Source organism: Acinetobacter lwoffii (assembly GCF_024129595.1).
GTDB classification, from domain to species: Bacteria; Pseudomonadota; Gammaproteobacteria; order Pseudomonadales; family Moraxellaceae; genus Acinetobacter; species Acinetobacter lwoffii_O.
This window is the reverse complement of sequence record NZ_JAMXXS010000001.1, coordinates 225,984-245,280: the sequence shown is the minus strand read 5'-3', so window position 1 is coordinate 245,280 and position 19,297 is coordinate 225,984. Positions and strand designations below refer to the sequence as shown.

General features: G+C 42.4%; 14 protein-coding genes and 1 pseudogene. 7 read left to right on the top strand and 8 right to left on the bottom strand.

What is annotated here, in order from left to right:
* The first annotated feature begins 20 nt into the window (after window positions 1–20).
* Window positions 21–383, top strand: coding sequence for a hypothetical protein (locus NI466_RS01180; protein ID WP_253172448.1), 363 nt, complete (start codon window positions 21–23; stop codon window positions 381–383).
* 82 nt (window positions 384–465) lie between these two features.
* Here NI466_RS01180 and NI466_RS01175 read toward each other — a convergent pair whose 3' ends face one another.
* The 3 genes from NI466_RS01175 to NI466_RS01165 all read right to left on the bottom strand — a co-directional run bounded on the left by NI466_RS01175 (window position 466) and on the right by NI466_RS01165 (window position 3,286).
* On the bottom strand, window positions 466–1,929 hold the full coding sequence (locus NI466_RS01175) for a carotenoid oxygenase family protein (protein ID WP_253172447.1): 1,464 nt from the start codon (window positions 1,927–1,929) through the stop codon (window positions 466–468).
* Window positions 1,930–2,069: 140 nt separating this feature from the next.
* A complete protein-coding gene (locus NI466_RS01170) occupies window positions 2,070–2,387 on the bottom strand; it encodes a YqfO family protein (RefSeq protein WP_168730829.1) in 318 nt (105 codons plus the stop codon).
* A 17-nt stretch (window positions 2,388–2,404) separates the two neighbouring features.
* Window positions 2,405–3,286 (bottom strand): LysR substrate-binding domain-containing protein, encoded by an 882-nt coding sequence (locus tag NI466_RS01165; protein ID WP_253172446.1) that lies wholly within the window; start codon window positions 3,284–3,286, stop codon window positions 2,405–2,407.
* 170 nt (window positions 3,287–3,456) lie between these two features.
* Here NI466_RS01165 and NI466_RS01160 point away from each other — a divergent pair.
* A pseudogene (locus NI466_RS01160) lies at window positions 3,457–5,199 on the top strand (FAD-dependent oxidoreductase).
* A 42-nt stretch (window positions 5,200–5,241) separates the two neighbouring features.
* Here NI466_RS01160 and NI466_RS15910 read toward each other — a convergent pair.
* The 3 genes from NI466_RS15910 to purL form a co-directional block, all read right to left on the bottom strand.
* Window positions 5,242–5,367 carry a KGW motif small protein gene (locus NI466_RS15910; RefSeq protein ID WP_004645654.1) on the bottom strand — a complete coding sequence of 42 codons (126 nt, stop codon included), beginning with the start codon at window positions 5,365–5,367 and terminating at the stop codon, window positions 5,242–5,244.
* Between the two features lie 286 nt (window positions 5,368–5,653).
* The gene (locus NI466_RS01150) at window positions 5,654–6,397 is read right to left on the bottom strand and encodes an abortive infection family protein (protein ID WP_005097594.1); all 744 of its coding nucleotides are present in this window, start codon (window positions 6,395–6,397) and stop codon (window positions 5,654–5,656) included.
* Window positions 6,398–6,517: 120 nt separating this feature from the next.
* On the bottom strand, window positions 6,518–10,351 hold the full coding sequence (gene purL, locus NI466_RS01145) for a phosphoribosylformylglycinamidine synthase (protein WP_004645657.1): 3,834 nt from the start codon (window positions 10,349–10,351) through the stop codon (window positions 6,518–6,520).
* A 1,305-nt stretch (window positions 10,352–11,656) separates the two neighbouring features.
* Between purL and NI466_RS01140 the strand changes: the two genes are divergently transcribed.
* The 5 genes from NI466_RS01140 to ruvB all read left to right on the top strand — a co-directional run bounded on the left by NI466_RS01140 (window position 11,657) and on the right by ruvB (window position 16,936).
* Window positions 11,657–13,294, top strand: coding sequence for a sodium:solute symporter family transporter (locus NI466_RS01140; protein WP_253172445.1), 1,638 nt, complete (start codon window positions 11,657–11,659; stop codon window positions 13,292–13,294).
* A gap of 11 nt (window positions 13,295–13,305) precedes the next feature.
* Window positions 13,306–13,437, top strand: coding sequence for a putative transporter small subunit (locus NI466_RS01135; RefSeq protein WP_004645659.1), 132 nt, complete (start codon window positions 13,306–13,308; stop codon window positions 13,435–13,437).
* Window positions 13,438–13,632: 195 nt separating this feature from the next.
* Window positions 13,633–14,973, top strand: coding sequence for a deoxyguanosinetriphosphate triphosphohydrolase (locus NI466_RS01130; protein WP_153566678.1), 1,341 nt, complete (start codon window positions 13,633–13,635; stop codon window positions 14,971–14,973).
* Between the two features lie 117 nt (window positions 14,974–15,090).
* Entirely contained in the window at window positions 15,091–15,693 is a 603-nt protein-coding gene (ruvA, locus tag NI466_RS01125; RefSeq protein ID WP_153566680.1) for a Holliday junction branch migration protein RuvA, read from the top strand.
* A gap of 235 nt (window positions 15,694–15,928) precedes the next feature.
* A complete protein-coding gene (gene ruvB, locus NI466_RS01120) occupies window positions 15,929–16,936 on the top strand; it encodes a Holliday junction branch migration DNA helicase RuvB (RefSeq protein WP_004279105.1) in 1,008 nt (335 codons plus the stop codon).
* Window positions 16,937–16,950: 14 nt separating this feature from the next.
* On the opposite strand, the gene NI466_RS01115 is transcribed toward ruvB, so the two are convergent.
* Together NI466_RS01115 and NI466_RS01110 are read right to left on the bottom strand one after the other, a co-directional pair.
* Window positions 16,951–17,676, bottom strand: a complete 726-nt coding sequence (locus NI466_RS01115; RefSeq protein ID WP_253172444.1) for a hypothetical protein — start codon at window positions 17,674–17,676, stop codon at window positions 16,951–16,953.
* Between the two features lie 136 nt (window positions 17,677–17,812).
* Window positions 17,813–19,042 carry an acetamidase/formamidase family protein gene (locus tag NI466_RS01110; RefSeq protein WP_005106407.1) on the bottom strand — a complete coding sequence of 410 codons (1,230 nt, stop codon included), beginning with the start codon at window positions 19,040–19,042 and terminating at the stop codon, window positions 17,813–17,815.
* Window positions 19,043–19,297: the final 255 nt, after the last annotated feature.

Sequence of the window (19,297 nt, the reverse complement as noted above, 5' to 3'; positions counted from 1 at the left end):
GGTATCCCCCTCAAGGTTATGTGCCTGAACAAATTATTATTGAATATGCCCCTTGGTTGACTTATGAAGAGCAAATAAAAAAAGGATATGGTGTTCCTGAAGAACTACGTTACGCTAATGGCGAAGAGGCAGCAAAAAAAAGACTAGCGATAATGAATGCAGAACAGGAGGGTATAGAGAAAATTCCAGCCACAGCATGGAAACGCATCATATTAACTCCCCCTCAACAAGTGGAAAAATATAAGTATCAAGTTCCTAAAGGTAAAGGTAATCGCAGTCGAGGCAAAGAGATCCACTACCTCATTTCCCTGAATCCCGATGGTAGCTACGACATAAAAACCAAATTGTATTGGGTCTCAAAATATCAAGAATTCTGGAATTGAATTTCAATTGTAAGCCTATGATAAAGCCCGCTTGATTTCAGGTAGACTTCTGCTTATATAGCTATCTGTAAACAACTCAAGCTCATATTGTTCTCAATTTCCGATAATCAATCCAGTTACAATGAAACCCGACGGGTACACGTATTGGTAAATGAATGGTTGTAATCGGCCCTTCAGCCATATGCTGTGCATCCAGAATCACCACTTTGGATGGGCGTCCATCTAAAGCATGAACATAAGACATCAGCCAGCCATCATTTTCAGCTTGAGCACCTTCCCGTGCGACGAATATCACCTCTCCTGTTACCCAGTTTTCTCCAAAAGAATAGCTTTCTGAATTGCCAGTTTCCACATCATGACTCAAAAGAGTATTGCTGCTGACATGAGAAGGATCATCAAACTCGCCAAAGGAAATAGTGTAGACATAGCGATAAGGCCGACCTGTATAAGCTTCATTAATCCGTGGGAATTCCTGTTTCATCTCGGATAATATCGTCCGAACCACTTTTCCAGTACCGTGTTCAAAAATGAATCGTTCTAGCCGAATATCCTGATCTTCAATCGGTCCCTGAATCGAACTGACCAATGCTTTGGAGTGCACCACCGCATCCATAACCACATCACCAGAATCCAGCTCATAAGCATTCACGGTATGAAAAATAAAACAGGGATCAATCTCATACCAGCGAATATCTATTGCCTTACCGCCAAAAGGCAATATACCCATGCGTGCCTGCCGTTTTGGATTCCATTGATATGGCAATATTGAACCCTTTAAAGCACTGCGTACAGAAAAGTTCACATTCAGGTCCAGAATCAGCACCTGAGATCTGGTAATGGCACAATCATGAATCATCGGACCATGTTTCACTGGAATGTCGACGTGATGTTTCAACTTACCTTTTGAATCTATCAGCAAATAAAAAACTTTGTTCTGACTTAAAGCATCATAACAAACTGCATGAATATCGCCGGTTTCAGGATCAATATGCGGATGGGCAGTAAATGGCAGATCCTGATCATCTTCAAACAAATGATGTCGTTTTGACTCCAGTGCAGCATTCAACTCAACTGGATAAGCTCCCGCTTCTACCAGTGCCCAGATTTTTCCGGCAAAGTGGATAACATTGGTATTGACTGCATCCGCGACACCTCGGGTTTTACCTGGAATTTGTGGTCGATGAAGTTTTTTCTGCACACTGGCAGAACCGATATAACTGCTTTTATACCAATGTGCCTCGCCACCCTTCAGTCTGAGCGCATGCAACATACCATCGCCCGTAAACCAGTGATAGTTGCGTGGGTTTTTAACATTAATAGGATTTGGACCAATCCGCATTAATGCGCCATCCAGTTCTGCAGGAATTTGCCCTTCAACCTTTAAATTTGTGGAAAAGTGTTCCTGCCGCTCTGGTGCAAATATACCTTCCAGATAGGGATTATCCGCTAAATATGGAATGCGCTGATGCAGGATTTCTGCCCCATACTGGATAGATTTGCTGAGGGCATTCTTAAGCACGCTGCTCAGCGGTTTTGGCCACGGCATTGTTATTTTCCTTATTATATTTTTTCTTTGGATTATTCTGGCAGAGATGATAATAACAAAAACAGGTTGGATGGTTTCTGAATCTAGACTAACGGCGCGCCAAGTCAAACGCGCCGCAGCAGAGCATCAATTTTATAATTTTAGACTTTGATATCCAGAAGTTGAATAAACTCAAAAGCTGGCTCTTCATAAGGATGGCTTTCTTTCAGCGCCTTGGCCACTTTGACTGCTTTTTCATCCGGCACCAGAATTTCTACCCGCCATTCTTCCACCTGTTCCAGTTTACCCACTTCACCAATATGAGGATCTGCACCTTCCTGCGGCTTAAACTGTCCGGTTCCTAAAACCTGCCAGGCACAGTCCGTATACTCACCAATGCCGCCTGCCCCTGCTGCAAATATCGCATTCTTGGTGTCTTCCAAATTTTCATCCGGTACGTAATAAATCAGCTTTAACATATATTCCTTCCTGCAATTCAGATACTTGTCGTATTGTTAAGGGCTTGGGTAATCATCTTCAATGCAGGATTTTGGGAATTCTTGTTAAATGTTGCATACAAGCCCAGTTTTGGCAGTGCCTGATCAGTCTGGACAATTTTCACATGATCATTCAAAAACCGCAGTAAATATTCAGGCGCAAAACTAAAGCCCATTCCCATATTGGTCAGATTGATGTGTTGCAAGACATTGGTCACCCACAACAGCTGTTCATGCTCAAGCTGATCAATGCAGAGTAGTCTATCCAGCTTTTCATAAAATACTGGTGAAGCATTCTGCTCACACATAATTATATTATGGTTTTTTAGTTCCTGTAATTTCAGGATTCGATCTGTAGAATGTAAGTGCTGAGCGGCTATCAGATAAATTCGCTCGGTTAATAAATGAATATTCTCAAAATCTGGATGGTCCAGATGAAAGCGGGTAATACATAAATCCAGTTCAGCATTTTTTAGCCGCTGAATCTGTTCCATACAGGTCAGGCTATGCAGATGGATTTTTAAGTCCGGCATGGTTTTTTTAAGCTGAGCCAGAATCTGTGGCATCACTTTTATTTCTGCGACATTCAGGAAGCCAATGTGAATCTGGTTATTTTTCTGCTGCGCAACCTGACGCGCTGCTGCTACTGCCAGTTTGGCATTTTCCAGTGCTTTTTCGGCATAGATCTGAAAAGCCTGCCCTTCATCGGTGAGTTTGACCTTTCTGGATGAACGATCAAACAGCATGACGCCTACTTCCTGCTCCAGATCCTTAATTTGCTGGCTTAATGACGGCTGAGCGGTAAACAGTTTTTCGGCAGCCTTGGTAAAACTTTGTTGCTGCGCCACAGTAATAAAATAGCGTAAATGTCGAAGTTCCATAGCCTGCCCGGTTTCTGATCAGGTCAGCATCTTAAGATTATGACCCACGTATTGCAAATAAGAATAGGTCGATAGTTTATATGAATATCGCTATATCAACAGATCCTGTTTTACTAGACTGCCTGATTATATAGATAGCTTGTTCTTCACCTATACACATGGAGTCTTGTATGACACAACACTATGACACTGATGTTCTGATCATTGGTACTGGTCCTGCAGGTTCAACATTAGGTTTGGCTTTGGCGAATTATGGTATCAAGGTACAACTGTTTACCCAGTTTAGCTGGCTGGCCAATAGTCCACGTGCCCATATTACCAATCAGCGTGCCATGGAAGTATTACGTGATTTAGGTATTGAAGAACAGGTTAAAGAGATTGCAACACCATGGGAACAGATGGGTGAAAGCCTGATTACCACCAGTCTGGTCGGCGAAGAAATCGCCCGTTTAAGTGCATGGGGTACCGGTGATGAACGTCATGGTGACTATATCCAAGGCAGTCCATGTCCATTAGTCGATCTGATTCAGCCAAAAATGGAAGCTTTACTGGTGAAAAATGCCGGTGAACGTGGTGCAATTTATAACTTCAATACTGAATACCTGTCACATGTGCAGGACGAAGATGGCGTGACTGCTACTTTCCTGAACCGCATTACCAATACTGAATTTAGCTTAAGAGCAAAATATCTGGTGGGTATGGATGGTGCTAAATCTCGTGTATTGGAACAGCTCGGCTTGCCACTGGAAGGCGTGATGGCACGTGCCGGTACCGTCTATGTGACCTTTAAAGCTGATCTTTCTCAATACGTTCAGCACCGTCCTGCGATTCTGCAATGGATCGTGAATCCTGAAGCCAGCTTTGGCGATCTCGGTATGGGATTGTTACGTGCGATTACTCCTTGGAATGAATGGATTATGGGCTGGGGCTTTGACATTTCCAAAGGCGAGCCACAGGTGACTGAAGAACAGATACATGCACGCCTGAATGCCTTTGTCGGTGCAGAAATTGAAGAGGTTGAAATCCAGAAATTGTCGTACTGGTATGTAAACCAGACCTAGGCAACTGAGTATTCTAAAGGTCGCGTGTTCTGTGGCGGTGATGCCGTACATCGTCATCCACCATCCAGTGGTTTAGGCTCGAATACTTGTATGCAGGATGCCTTTAACCTGGGCTGGAAACTGGCATATGTCGTTAAAGGCTGGGCTGCGCCTTCCCTATTGGATTCATATACGGCTGAGCGTGCGCCTGTGGGTAAGCAGATTGTGGCGCGAGCAAACCAATCACGTTTTGATTATAAATATCTGAAAGAAGTCTTCGGTTTTGATAATGGTGTGACTACACAAAAACAAATGCTGGAACGTATCTTTGCGGAAGATGAGCAAGGTGCTGAAATCCGTCAAAAACTATTTGAAGCTTTGGAAATTAAAAACTTCGAATTTAATGCACAAGGTGTAGAACTGAACCAGCGATATAGCTCCAATACGGTGATTGCAGAATCCGAGCCTGAGATTTTTGAAAAAGATGAGCAGCTTTATTTACAGGCAACCACTCGCCCAGGCGCTAAAGTTCCGCATACTTGGCTGATCAATGCCAAAGGTCAAAAGCAGTCGACACTGGATATTACGGGTAAAGGTCGTTTTACCCTGCGCACAGGTTTATCCGGTAAAGGCTGGAAACAGGCGGCAGAAGCATTGGATTTGCCATATCTGGATGTGACTCAGATTGGTTCACGTGACTATCGTGATGTGTATGGAACCTGGAATGCCAAGTCTGAAATTCATGAATCTGGTGCAGTACTGGTTCGTCCGGATGGTTATGTGGCTTGGCGTTATCAGGACAGTACCAATAAAGCTTTTGATTATGAAAATACGTTAAAGGCGGTATTGAAGCAGGTTCAATTGGTTATTTAAATTATAAAGCCACCTTAATGGTGGCTTTCTTAAAGCTGATGATCAAGAACCCTGCAGCAAGTAACTGCCCACAACGAACAATATTTGTAGTCCTACAACAATACAAAACAACATCCAGCCTTTCTGACGCATTGCCGCCTTATCCATTATTCTAAGTGTTTTAGCCATGTCATCACCTCATCTTTGAGAATTGATACTGAACCGATCTATTCCATCTTTCTTTTATAGTGCAATAAAGTTGTGCATAAAACATACCATAGCACTTTATATACAATATAAAAGCAAAATCTAAACCAACTCAGCAGGAAGAAAAAAAATTAAAAAATCAGAATGCTTAAAAAGCAAAAATCCACCAAATTGGTGGTTGAATAATCCTATGTTAGTGAATTTATTTTAATTTTTCCATACAGTAAAATTAAGATACTATTTAAAAACAATATTTATAATAAAAAATTCATTCACCTTGTTTTAATTTCCAAGATGAGAATAAAAACACGGACATTGTACCAGCCAAATTCACTGCTAATTCTGCATGTCTTGGAGAAGGTTTAAAGTTTATTTTACCTTGCCCATGAGCATCACCCACTTTATTTCTCAATGATCCTAAACCTTCAATGATGGAACTACATCCTCCGAGAATTTGTTTGAAAGTCTGCTCCGTATGTTGAGATGGAGCAAGGTTTAATTCTTTACTCACCAATCTATACAGTTGATTTATATCTGGAGCATTGCCATAACCGACTTCGTATTCATCAAGAATATATTTGCAGGTCGATTCTAAAAGTGTTCGAGCTAATGTAATCGCACCTTCGGGATCTGTACTTCTTCGCTCTAATGCTTTCTGCCATATTTGATGTATATAATCCGAGCTTAATTCAGCAATCTTCAACTGTACTACCTGATCCAATGGAGGAACATCTAGACTTTCTAATACATTAAAGAATTCTTTAAATTCCGAATAAATATAATTTTCACGTTCAGCGTAAGATTCAAAATCCCACTTAATCCTAGCTTCAAATTCATCTAATGTGCGTGTGTCTTTAATAAAAAATGGAATATATTCATAAAAGTTTTTAAATGTCAGTAACTCTTGTCTAAGCTGCATAAATGCCTCTGAAGAACCTTTTTCATAAGTATCAGTAGCTCTAGCTATTAGCAATTCTTGTAAAAGTAAAACTTTTTCAATTAAATCGGACATTTGAGGACTCTTTATTCATTTTTTAATCTTTTTCAATTCTATATCTAATCACCTATAAATCTATAATTTGCTTATTAAAAAAGCCCCTTTCGGGGCTTTTTTAATTCTTGATTATATCAATTAGCCAATAAATTTACGTGCATTACGGAACATACGTAACCAAGCACCATCCTGATCCCAGTCTTCTGGTTTCCAGGAATGCTGGAGCGCGCGGAAGTTACGTTCAGGGTGCGGCATCATAATCGTTGCACGGCCATCCTGAGAGGTTACACCGGTAATACCTTCCGGTGAACCATTCGGGTTCAACGGATATTGTTCAGTTGCATTGCCATGGCTGTCGACATAACGTAGAACCACCTGATTCGATGCATTCAGTGCAGCAAAGTTTTCCGCCGTTGCAACTGCACGACCTTCACCATGCGCCACAGCGATCGGCAGAATCGAACCTTGCATGTCTTGTAACAATACTGAATTCGATTTTTCCACACGAACGTTCACTGCTCGCGCTTCAAATACTTCAGACGTATTGCGATGGAAACGTGGCCAAGCATCCGCACCCGGAATTAATGGAGCCAATTGAGACAACATTTGACAACCATTACAGATACCGAGCGAGAAGGTTTCTTGACGGTTGAAGAATTTCTCAAACTGGTCACGCAATTTAGCATTGAACAATACGGATTTCGCCCAGCCCCCACCAGCGCCCATCACGTCACCATACGAGAAGCCACCACACGTTACCAAACCTTCGAAATCATCCAGGCTGATACGACCTGCCAGCAAGTCACTCATGTGGACGTCAACGGTATTGAAACCGACTTTGTCGAAAGCTGCCGCCATTTCAATATGACCATTGACACCCTGCTCACGCAGAATTGCCATATTTGGACGACGCAAGTTAATGAACGGTGCTTCAATCGCTTCATTCAAGTCGAATGTTGGTTGGGCAATAATACCTTTGTGTGCTTTATCGGTAATTAAGGCAAATTCCTGATCCGCAGTTTGTACGTTGTCACGCAGACGCTGGATTTGGTGGGATACTTCAGTCCATGCCACTTGCAGATCAGCACGTTCAAGTACCAGACCATTGATAGACAATTGGTCAGAATTATTTACAGTACCAACCACTGCAATTGCATCTTTAAGCGTAGATGCTGCAACTTCAGCTTGTAGCGCTTCCCAGTCTACTTTCGCGATTTGAAGGACTGCGCCAATTTCTTCGGCAAATAAACTTGCAGTTGATTGATCTTCTAATGCCACACCTAAACGTGAAGCGAACATCATTTCTGCAACAGTCGCCAATAAACCACCGTCACCGATGTCGTGATACGCCTTGATCAAACCGCGGTTGTTCCAGTCTTGAACCAATGCGAAGAATGCCTTGAAATCATCGAAGCTATCCACATCAGGAGTAACCGAACCAATCGCTTTGTATACCTGCGCCAGAATCGAACCGCCTAAACGGAACTGACCTTTAGACAGATCAACACGAACAAGCACAGACTCAAGGTTTTTCAATTCTGGAGTCAATGTTTGGCGCACATCAGTCACTGGTGCAAATGCAGTGATCACGCCTGACATTGGAGAAGTCACAGACTTGTCTTCACCTTCGTCATTCCAGGTGGTACGCATAGACAATGAGTCTTTACCGACCGGAATCGCGATACCGAGTGCAGGACACATTTCCATACCGATAGCTTTCACGCCTTCGAACAATGCCTGGTCTTCGCCAGGTTGACCCGCAGCAGCCATCCAGTTTGCAGACAATTTGATGTCGCTGATTTTTTCAATCTTCGCAGACATGATGTTAGAGATCGATTCAGCCACAGATAAACGTGCTGATGCAGCAGGATTCAACAACGCTACTGGAGGACGTTCACCCATTGCCATTGCTTCACCGGTGTAACCGACAAGACTTGTAGTTGTTACTGCAGCATCCGCGACAGGAACCTGCCAGCGACCCACCATCTGGTCACGCGCGACCATACCGGTAATCGAACGGTCACCAATACTGATCAGGAATGATTTAGAAGCCACTGTCGGGTTTTTCAGAACGCGATAAATCGCATCTTTTAAATCCGTAACTTTAGCCGCGTCAAAATCATCGCCTTTACGTTCAATCGTTTCATAGGAACGGCTCATACGCGGAGTACCGCCAAGCATCACCTGCATTGGCATATCCACCGGTTTGTTGCCGAACAATGGATCTTCAACGGTTAAGTGACGTGCTTCAGTCGCCTCACCCAGTACTGCAAACGGACAACGTTCACGCGCACAGATTGACTCAAATAATTCTAAAGAAGATGGACGAATCGCCAATACATAACGTTCTTGCGCTTCGTTTGACCAGATCTCCATTGGCGACATGCCAGGTTCTAAAGATGGAATCTTACGAAGATCTAGCACCGCACCCAATTCGTGATCATTCACCAGTTCAGGCATGGCATTTGATACACCACCCGCACCGACATCATGTACCGACACGATTGGGTTGTGGTCTTCCATGCGCCAGCAAGTATCGATCACTTCTTGGCAACGGCGTTCCATTTCCGGGTTTTCACGTTGTACTGAGGCAAAATCAAGGTTCTCGCCCAATTTGCCGCTATCTACAGAAGATGCAGCACCCCCGCCAAGACCGATCAGCATGGCTGGACCACCGAGCACGATCAATAAGTCACCCGGTAAGATCGGATCTTTTTCAACGTGATCTGGACGGATATTTCCGTAACCACCAGCGATCATGATTGGCTTATGGAAACCTTTAACATCGCCATTGACGTTTTGTTCAAAAGTACGGAAGTAACCATTTAAAGCTGGACGACCAAATTCGTTATTGAACGCAGCACCACCCAATGGGCCTTCAATCATGATTTGTAACGGCGATGCCATACGCGATGGTTTGCCGTAGTTTTCTTCCCAAGGCTGTTCAAAGCCCGGAATATTCAGGTTAGATACGGTGAAGCCGGTTAAACCTGCTTTAGGCTTACCACCACGACCGGTCGCACCTTCGTCACGGATTTCACCGCCTGAACCTGTCGCTGCACCGGCAAATGGTGCAATCGCAGTTGGATGGTTGTGGGTTTCCACTTTCATCAGGATATGCGCGGCCTGGCTCTTGTATTTATAAACTTGATGACCATTGTCTTCTTGGGTTGGATAAAAACGCTGGGTATCCGAACCAACAATCACCGAAGCGTTGTCTTTATAAGCCGACAATACGTCTGTTGGTGATTCTTTATAGGTGTTCTTGATCATCTGGAACAATGACAATGGCTGGACTTCACCATCAATCGTCCATTCTGAACCGAAGATTTTATGACGACAATGCTCAGAGTTGGCTTGAGCAAACATCATCAGTTCGATGTCATTTGGATTACGGCCTAGCTTGATGAAAGCTTCAGTCAGGTAATCAATTTCATCCATTGATAATGCAAAACCAAACTCGTTGTTGGCTTTTACAAGTGCTTCTTTACCTTCACCCAGAATATCAATCGAGTTCAGTGGTTTTGGCGCAGTTTCCACAAATAATACCGCAGCATCTTCAATCGCATTGAATACGCTTTCGGTCATACGGTCGTGAAGTACTTGCAATGCTTCTTTAGAAAGCTCTTTTACGCCCTTCAAAGTAAATAAAACGCCGCGTTCAAGTCGATGAACCGGCGTATTACAGTTTTTGAAAATGTCCGTCGCTTTAGAGGACCAAGGAGAGATGGTTCCGACGCGCGGTGTGACTAAAATCTGGATTTCATCACTTGCAGCCTGGTGCAATTCAAAAGATTGACCATCGTTGAGAAGCTGTAAAGCTGATTGCTGTTGTTGCTCGCTGAGCGCTTGGTCAAAGAGGTAGACCCATTGACTTTCAATTGATTGAACAGAACTAATTGACGTCAAACGCGATAATAGTTGAGTTTTCTTAAAAGAAGAATGTGCGGGTGCACCGGCAACGATAAACATGCTGATTTTGGCTCCACGGGATGGTCTGAACAACCATGCCACAATGTGACTTGAGAGAGCGCATATTCTACTGTGAAATAAGGAAATCGGCTAGATGCCAAATCAGAAAACTACGTCTGAAATATCCTGGACTTTTAAAATATTTCGTTTATTTTCAGTCAGGAAAATTGAATGTAGTCGCACAGGTTAACACATTTTTTTCAAGAAAAATCAAAACCGCTTCAGAATAATTTTCTGCATAAAAATTGTATTATTTTTCAACAACAATCGGGACAAAATCAAATTCAGGTTTTATTGTCATGACCTGCCAAAATTCCTATTTAGGCCAAAATGAAATACTTGATTACAAGATTTAATGAAGTCGTATTTTTTGCAGACTGTTTTTGATTCTTTTGATTGACTCTTAACTTTGACTTCTAAGATTAGAAAACTGGTTAAAGGTCTTCTGCCGTTTTCTGTACTACAAGGAACAGTTCTCCGCTGATCTCCGCCATTACAGTAACAGAGGCAAATTACTCCCCTCTATGAAAGAATAATTAATACTGAGTGGTATTTTAATCTGACATCATCTGCGGGGGAAAAACCGGACATCCATTCTCAACTTCTAAAAGAATAAAAATAAAGTTTCTTATTTGGGCCTTTTATTTTTTTATATTTGATTTTTATCTTCTCAGATCATAATTAAGCGAAATTTACTCATCTAAAAGACCAAAAAATATATCGACAAAATCCCCCACCATATCCAATATTTTGAAATTTCATCATTTATTCATGAGCTCTATTATGCGTAAAAAACACAATATAAATAGCAAAATACCACTTATATTTATGAGGAAATTTACCAGGAATTATGAGGCTTATATAAAAAAATAATGAAGAAATGATTAATAATAAAATTTTGTTACCTTTTTTATTTAATCCGTATTCTCAGGTTTTATTTAACTCGAAAAGTTTAAAATAAATATTTGTAATTGCTGAAAAAATATAGAAAATTTTCTTTTTTATTCAACTAACAGAATAACAGGCCCACACGTCTATATCAGCTAAGAATCTTACCAAATAGACACTTCATCAGTAAATTTGATGATTTTATGTTAAGCTCTAGCCGAATTGCTGAGGAATTGTCCAAATTCTGAGCCTGGCAATGGTTTTTCCTTTCTGCTGTAGAGATGAATATAAATTCTATATTCGGACACTAATTTTTTGATGTTCTATAGCTTCACTGCTCTGTCTATTTTAGAGCCTTAATCTGTCACCAATGATTTAATTTTCAAAAACAAAAGGTGACCCGCTTAAGGAGTATGTATGTTTCAATTCACTAGTACAGCAACTGTACTATTGATGGTGCTTTTCTATGGCATCACTTTTTTACTATCGTTACGTATTAAACAGAAAAATGAAAATGTTGATGGCTACATGGTCTCGAATGGCTCCATCGGATTTGGAATGTCTGCGGCCAGTATGACCGCCACCTGGATCTGGGCCGCCTCGTTTTATGCAGCAGCTTCATCCGGATATACATACGGCGTTTCCGGTGCCCTACACTATGGTTTGTGGGGTGCGCTGATGATTTTATTTATCTATCCCTTTGGCAAGCGCTTTCGTGAACTGGCGCCTAATGCCCACACCTTGGCAGAAATTATGCATGCCCGGCATGGCAACCAAAGCCAGATGATTCTGGCAGGTTCCAATATTGTGGGTAGCGTCATCAGCCTGATGGTGAACTTTACCGCCGCTGGGGCACTGGTTGAAATTTTATCTCCTTTAAGCTTTATCCATGGCGTGCTGATTACCGGTATCGGTGTACTGTCCTATACCCTTTGGTCGGGGTTCCGTTCTTCGGTGTTTACCGATTTTGGTCAACTGGTGGCGATGATTGTCGCGGCTGTGATCATTATTCCAACCTTGTTCTTTACCTTAGGCGGACCTTCCCTGTTTCAAAGCGGGATTCATCACCTGCAGCCGGAACAGCTGGATTTTTTCTCTAAAACAGCCTTTCTGGAACAAGGTGCACCATTTTTTGTTGCGGTATTGGCCTACGCGATTGGTAATCAGACCATTGCCCAGCGCCTGTTTGCAGTCCGTGAAGACCTGATCAAACCAAGTTTTATCACTGCAACCATTGGTTATGCTGCAATTGTCATTGGTCTAGGCATGCTGGGGTTATTGGCACTATTTGCAGGTATTCAGCCCATTGATGGCAACCTGAATAACCTGATTCCGCAAATGGCAGCGACTTATCTTTCTCCATTTATGGTCGCGCTGTTATTCATCATGGTGATTGGAGCATTGTCTTCTACCGCTGACTCGGATCTGTCTGCCCTGTCTGCGATTGTCATGACGGACATTTATGGCAAACAGATTGCGAAAAACCGTCCTGATCCAAAGAAAATGCTGTTTATTGGTCGTATGACCATGGTCGTTGCCACCATGCTGGGGATTGTGATTGCCACCTTGAAGTTTGACATTTTGTCGATGCTGATTTTTGTGGGTGCGCTTTGGGGCTCTATTGTATTCCCGGTGATTGTCAGCCTGTATTGGGACAAGGTGAATGCCCGGGCCTTTAACTGGTCAGTGGGCCTCGCATTTTTCAGCTTTCTGATAGTACGTTTTGAATGGCTTCCGATTCAGGGATTGATCGCACTTGGCTTTGAACTCGTTGCGACCCTGGGGATTGGTGTGGTGCTGGGTTTGATGACCTTTGGTTTCTTCGGCAAGAAAGTGGGTCTGGTCGTTGGCATATTGGCCAGTATTGGCTTCATGCCATGGACCATCGGCTTCTTGCGTGAATACGGCACCTTGTTAAGCTCACTGACAGCGTATGGCAGTAGTGCGCTGGTATGTACTGTGTTGACGCTATTCTACAGCAAAGAAAAATTTGATTTTAAGCAAATCAACAAGATGGTGATTGAATTTCACCAGCTATCTGAGAAAATTAAATAAGGAGATTTCAGATGACAAGTCAATTATTGACCCTATATGTACTTTTTTGGCCATTGGTGGCAAGCCTGGTCTTGTTCACGATTTGCCTGAATGTCTATAAAGACACACAACAGGCCAAGAAAAATGGTGAAGAGCTAATTTGATTCTTCATCCTAAACAAAAAGCAGGCCATTGAGCCTGCTTTTTATTGTTCATTTGATGATTTCGATTTTTAATTCTCAGTCTTTTCCAGCTGACTAAAATAACAATAGGCAGCATGACAATTCATGTCGCACTGCCCTAGTGCAGGAGCTAGTTTTTTGGCATGATGCAAATAGTGGATCACTGAATAATGATAAATGACTCAAATGCGTTGGTTAGAACTGCTTTCGACAGTTCGGATTGGTAGTAAAAAGCAGAGCACTGAACTGGCACGCAGCCCGTTTCATAAAGATTATGACCGTATTATTTTTTCGCAAAGCTTCCGGCAGTTAAACCGCAAAACCCAAGTCCATCCACTGACCCAGCATGATGGTATTCATACCCGTTTGACCCATTCGCTAGAAGTCTCCTGTATTGGCCGTTCACTCGGTATGCTGGCTGCAGAGAAAATCAAAGATAATTTACCTGCCTGGATTTCTCCGGCTGATGTCGGTGCCATCATTCAGGCTGCCTGTCTGGCACATGATATTGGCAACCCGCCTTTTGGTCATGCCGGTGAATACGCCATTCGGGAATGGTTTGACGATGCTTCTCATACCGACTTTTTAAAAGATTTAAGTCCTGAACAGGAAGCCGATGTCCGCCAGTTTGAAGGCAATGCCCAAGGCCTGCGCCTGCTGACCAAGATCGATTATCATCCTTATGATGGCGGCATGCGCCTGACCTATGCCACACTCGGTGCCTATCTTAAATACCCGTGGCTCTCTGAGGCCATTGACCCGACTGGTAACACCCCGGCCAGTCGACGTCCAAAATTTGGTTGTTACCAGTCTGAAAAAGAGATTTTGCAGGAAATTGCTGAACAGTTGGGTTTGATTCAGCTCGGTGAATATCATTATTGTCGTCATCCGCTGACCTATCTTTTAGAAGCTGCGGATGATATCTGCTATGCCCTGATTGATCTGGAAGATGGTATCAGCCTGAATATGCTCAGCTACGCGGAAGTTGAACCAGTCTTTCTGAACTTGCTGGGTGAATATGGCGCGCCTGAAGAAATCAATATGCCTTATACCACCTGGCAACAAAAAATTGCCGCGCTGCGTGGGCGGGTCATGAAACGTCTGGTAGATGAAGTCACCACGGCCTTTGCCCGACATCAGCAGAAAATTTTGATGGGCCAATTGCAAGGCTCATTGCTGGGTTATTGTAGTGCCGACATTGAAATTGGCATTAACCGGGCCAAAGAACTGGCGCGAGAAAAGATCTTCGAACATCCGCAAAAAGCCGGTCTGGAAATTATCGCGCATCAAAGTTTACAAACGATTCTGGATGCCTTTATTCCACTGACCACACCGCACAAAACATTGAGCTTTAAGGAACAGCGTTTAATGGCCATTTTAAAACGCTCGGGTGCGCAGTTTAGCGCTGATCATTATGACAACATTATGCAGGTGCTAGATATTGTCTCCAAGTTCTCGGATCATCAGGCTTATAATCTGGCGCAGGAACTGCATGGCAATAAAGCCGGGTTACTCTAACACGAACAAGCGCCTGATGATAATCTCAGCAAAATCACTGGATTTGAATGATAGAGTTTTGCCTTTATCAAAAATGCTGACTACTATGCCTGTATTAAATTTGAGTATGTATAAAAAATGATTGGATGCCTGATTGGGGAAGTGCTGGCGCTGGAAGCACCGACTGTTTTATTAAATGTGAACGGCGTAGGTTATGAGATTGATACCCCTTTAACCACTTTCTGCCAGTTGCAAAAAGGTCAGAAAATTACTCTGTGGACCCATCTGGCTGTTCGTGAAGATGCCCAGTTACTTTATGGCTTTATCAATGCGCAGGAAAAAACCATTTTCCGTACCTTATTAAAGGTGAACGGCGTTGGTCCGAAAATGGCGCTTGGTATTCTTTCCACTTTAAGTGTGGAAATGCTGATCCACACCGTTGAACATGAAGATATCAACACTCTGGTCAAAGTTCCGGGGGTGGGTAAAAAGACTGCTGAACGCCTGATAATTGAATTACGTGACCGCTTTAAAGCCATGGCTTCAGGTGCTGCGCCAAGTAATTCAACTGCACCACAAATTCAGTTTATGGGCAATTCAGCCGTGGCTGAAGCGGAAGCTGCATTACAGTCCTTGGGCTATAAACCTGCTGAAGCACAAAAACTGGTGAATGCTGCCAAAGGTGAATTTACTGAAGCCAGTGATATCATTCGCGCGGCATTAAAGTCGATGAATAAATAATAGCAATCAGATATTGAATATAAAATTTATGCCAGTATCAGAATCTACCTGGCGACATGGATGTCGCCTGTTAAACTGTGCTATCAGGAAGTAGCATCAGTTTAACAAATGGGTTTTGTTACTTTTGCCCAGTCAAAAGTAAGAGCATGCCGACTCAATGGCATAGAAATTCCAAGAGCATTTTGAGGCTATGACTTTATTCACCTCAAATAAACCATAGAGATTAACTCAAAAGATGCAAGACCGTCTCATCAGTGGTTCTGAAAAACCCGAAGATCACTTCGATCGTGCCATTCGCCCGACTTCCCTCGATGACTACATCGGTCAGCCGGTGGTTCGTGAGCAGATGGAAATTTTCATTGGCGCAGCCCGTGGCCGTGAAGAAGCCCTTGATCACACCCTGATTTTTGGCCCGCCAGGTCTGGGTAAAACAACGTTGGCCAATATTATTGCCCGAGAAATGGGTGGCAATCTTAAGTCAACTTCTGGTCCGGTTCTGGAACGTGCCGGCGACTTAGCCGCGATGCTAACCAATCTGGAAGAAGGTGATGTCCTGTTTATTGACGAGATTCACCGTCTTTCACCCGTGATTGAAGAAATCCTGTATCCGGCAATGGAAGATTATCAGCTCGACATCATGATTGGTGAAGGCCCGGCTGCGCGCTCGATTAAACTGGATTTACCGCCATTTACGCTTGTTGCAGCAACCACACGTGCAGGTCTACTCACCTCTCCGCTGCGTGACCGTTTCGGAATCGTGCAACGTTTAGAGTTTTATTCGGTTGAAGATTTAACCCATATTGTCAAACGTTCAGCCAATTTGATGGATGTACCTATGACGGGAGATGGCGCAAAAGAAATTGCCCGTCGCTCACGAGGTACACCGCGTATTGCCAACCGTTTATTGCGTCGTGTCCGTGACTATGCACAGGTCAAAGGGACGGGTGAGATCAATCAGGATATGGCCCAACGTGCTTTGGATATGCTCAAAGTCGATAAAGATGGTTTAGACACACTCGACCGCCGTTATTTATCTATGCTTCTTGAGCGTTTTGATGGTGGTCCTGCCGGTGTTGAAGCACTCGCAGCAGCCATGGCGGAAGATTCAGGCACGTTGGAAGATGTCATTGAGCCATATCTGATTCAGCAAGGTTATGTGATGCGTACTGCACGTGGTCGTATTGCGACTAATATGGCGTATTTGCAGTTTGGGATGACCCCACCTGAGCCGAAAGAGAAGTAATTCATAAGGGAGATTTATTCTCCCTTTTTAACTCTTTCCCATTCTTTTTTTAATAGTTTTTGAATGTTTTGTACAAGAGTTTTAGAAATAAGTATTTTGCTTAATTCATCCAACTCATTATCGATAATATCTTTATTAAAGCACTTAGTAACTAGAGAGTCGATTTTTCTCATATCTGATAATATGATTTCCGATGATTCCTCCAAAGGATTTAAATATAAGGTAACTTTATGAGTAAGTTTTCTAAATTCCACTAAATAATCTATTAATGCCTCCTTACTTTGAACAGAGAAATCATTTGCTATTACTATATTCATTTTTGTTCTTACAATTAAAATTTCACTAAATAGCTCTCTAATATTATTTATCCAATCCTGTCGATGTGTAGACTTAATCTGCATTAATTGCAAGTCTTTCTGACTTTGATAAAGTTCTCTATTAGAATTCAGTGTTTGCTCTACTGACTTTCCTATTTGCTCTAATGTTAAATTAAAGCCTTGTTTAGTTAACTCAAAACTCTTACGTCCATACCAATAAGCAAGCCACGTTGCCAATGCACCGAAAATCAGAGCAATCACTACTGAAAGTGCAAAAGAGGAAATGGCTGTTTTATCTGTCGAAGCATTCAACTCCATGTGTGTTTTAGCAGGTTGTTGCAATACGATCGTTTGTATATTTGGTTGTTGTGGCACTGTCCACGGAAGCTGAATCATCACTTCATTATTATTCTGCTCTGCCACACCCACCCCTTTTAACTTAAATGAATTTTTATTATCAACATTCTAAACATTTTCAAAGTATCACAAAAGAAAAAGCCAACTGACCATGCCTGAATCAGTTGGCAAAAGCACAAAATAAAAAACTAAATAAAAAAAATTACTTCTCTTCTTTCTTAAACTCCTTAAAATCCGCTTTACGAATCATGGCATGAATACCTTTGGTTCGATCGACCACTTGTGACACTTCAAAGTCAGTCGCAGCACTTAAGTAGGCATAGGCAATTTCTTCAGAAATGCCATATTCATTGACCAGAAAACGGATCGCTTCACGGGTGGATTTACGCATGGCTTCATCTAAGTCTTCATCCAGACCCGGCGTAATCCAGAATTCAGCATTTTCAGCCAGCGGCTGTTTAATCTCTGCACCTGGAATTTTATCCTTGCCAGATTTAAGTAAAGTGAATTTTAAAGTCGCACGTGCCGAACCTTCCAAGGCAGTTAAAGCCACCTCACCATCACCTTGTACAAAGTGACTATCACCTGTATAGAACAAAGCACCTGGCACCTGTACAGGATAATAGGCCGTAGCCCCTGCTCCTAATTCATTGATGTCGATATTCCCGCCATAAAATGATGGTGGCACAGAGTGCACAGGCTCACTGGTATTTGGTGCAACGCCCATCGTGCCCATAAACGGATTCAGCGGGAAACGAATCGCTTTACCAGATTCAGTTTTTAAAACGCCTTCCCATACACCATCCGCATTTTTCTCAATTGGGGTAAAAATGGACACGTTGCCATAAGCATCAGGATTGGCTGGAGATGCATGCTCATGTTTCTGACGTTTCGGGAATTCGGGTAAGGTGCCTTTGCCATGACGGTTTGAAATCACGCCATAAGGTACACGCGGTTCAACTTTTAAAATCTCCACCTTTAGAATATCGCCCGGCATTGCCCCTTCTACATAGACAGGCCCGGTAATAATGTGTGGTCCATCTTTATGGAAATCATGTTTCAATTTGGAATTCGTGATCAGCTTGGCTTCGTCCAATACATGCTCAGGCTTGACACCTTTTGATGTGAAATATTTCTCTGCATTACGGCCCTGATCTTCTAGTAGCCCTTCATGCGAAACTGTATCGAAAGTAACTGTGCTACCTGAAGGGACAGTTAAAACAGGTTTTGCATCTTTATTTGGCAGATAACCCCACGTAATCGTATTCAAGGTACTCGGCACATAATAATGACCTTTATATTCACCACTTTTGAGTAATGTGGGTTTATTTTCCAGCTGTTTCAGTATTTTAAAGTCTTCAGCCCATAGGCTTGTCGAAATAAAACTTAAGCTTGAAGCCACTGCCAGAGATAAAGCCAAAGGTTTTAACATGTGTTCAATTTCCGTCATAAAAAATATTACGGAAGAGTGAATGCAATCTAAGTGCCAAAATAAGTTTAAGAGGTTTAAAAAATCTTCACTTCATTCAGATTATTGATATAGAGGTAATCGTTTTTATCCCTTTTTAGCCTGAAATTTTTATAATTTTCATACCTTATAAATATAAAAAATCAATTTAGATACATACTTTTACAATGTAAAAGAACAAATAAAGCTCTTTGAGAACAGATATTAACACTCAGAATA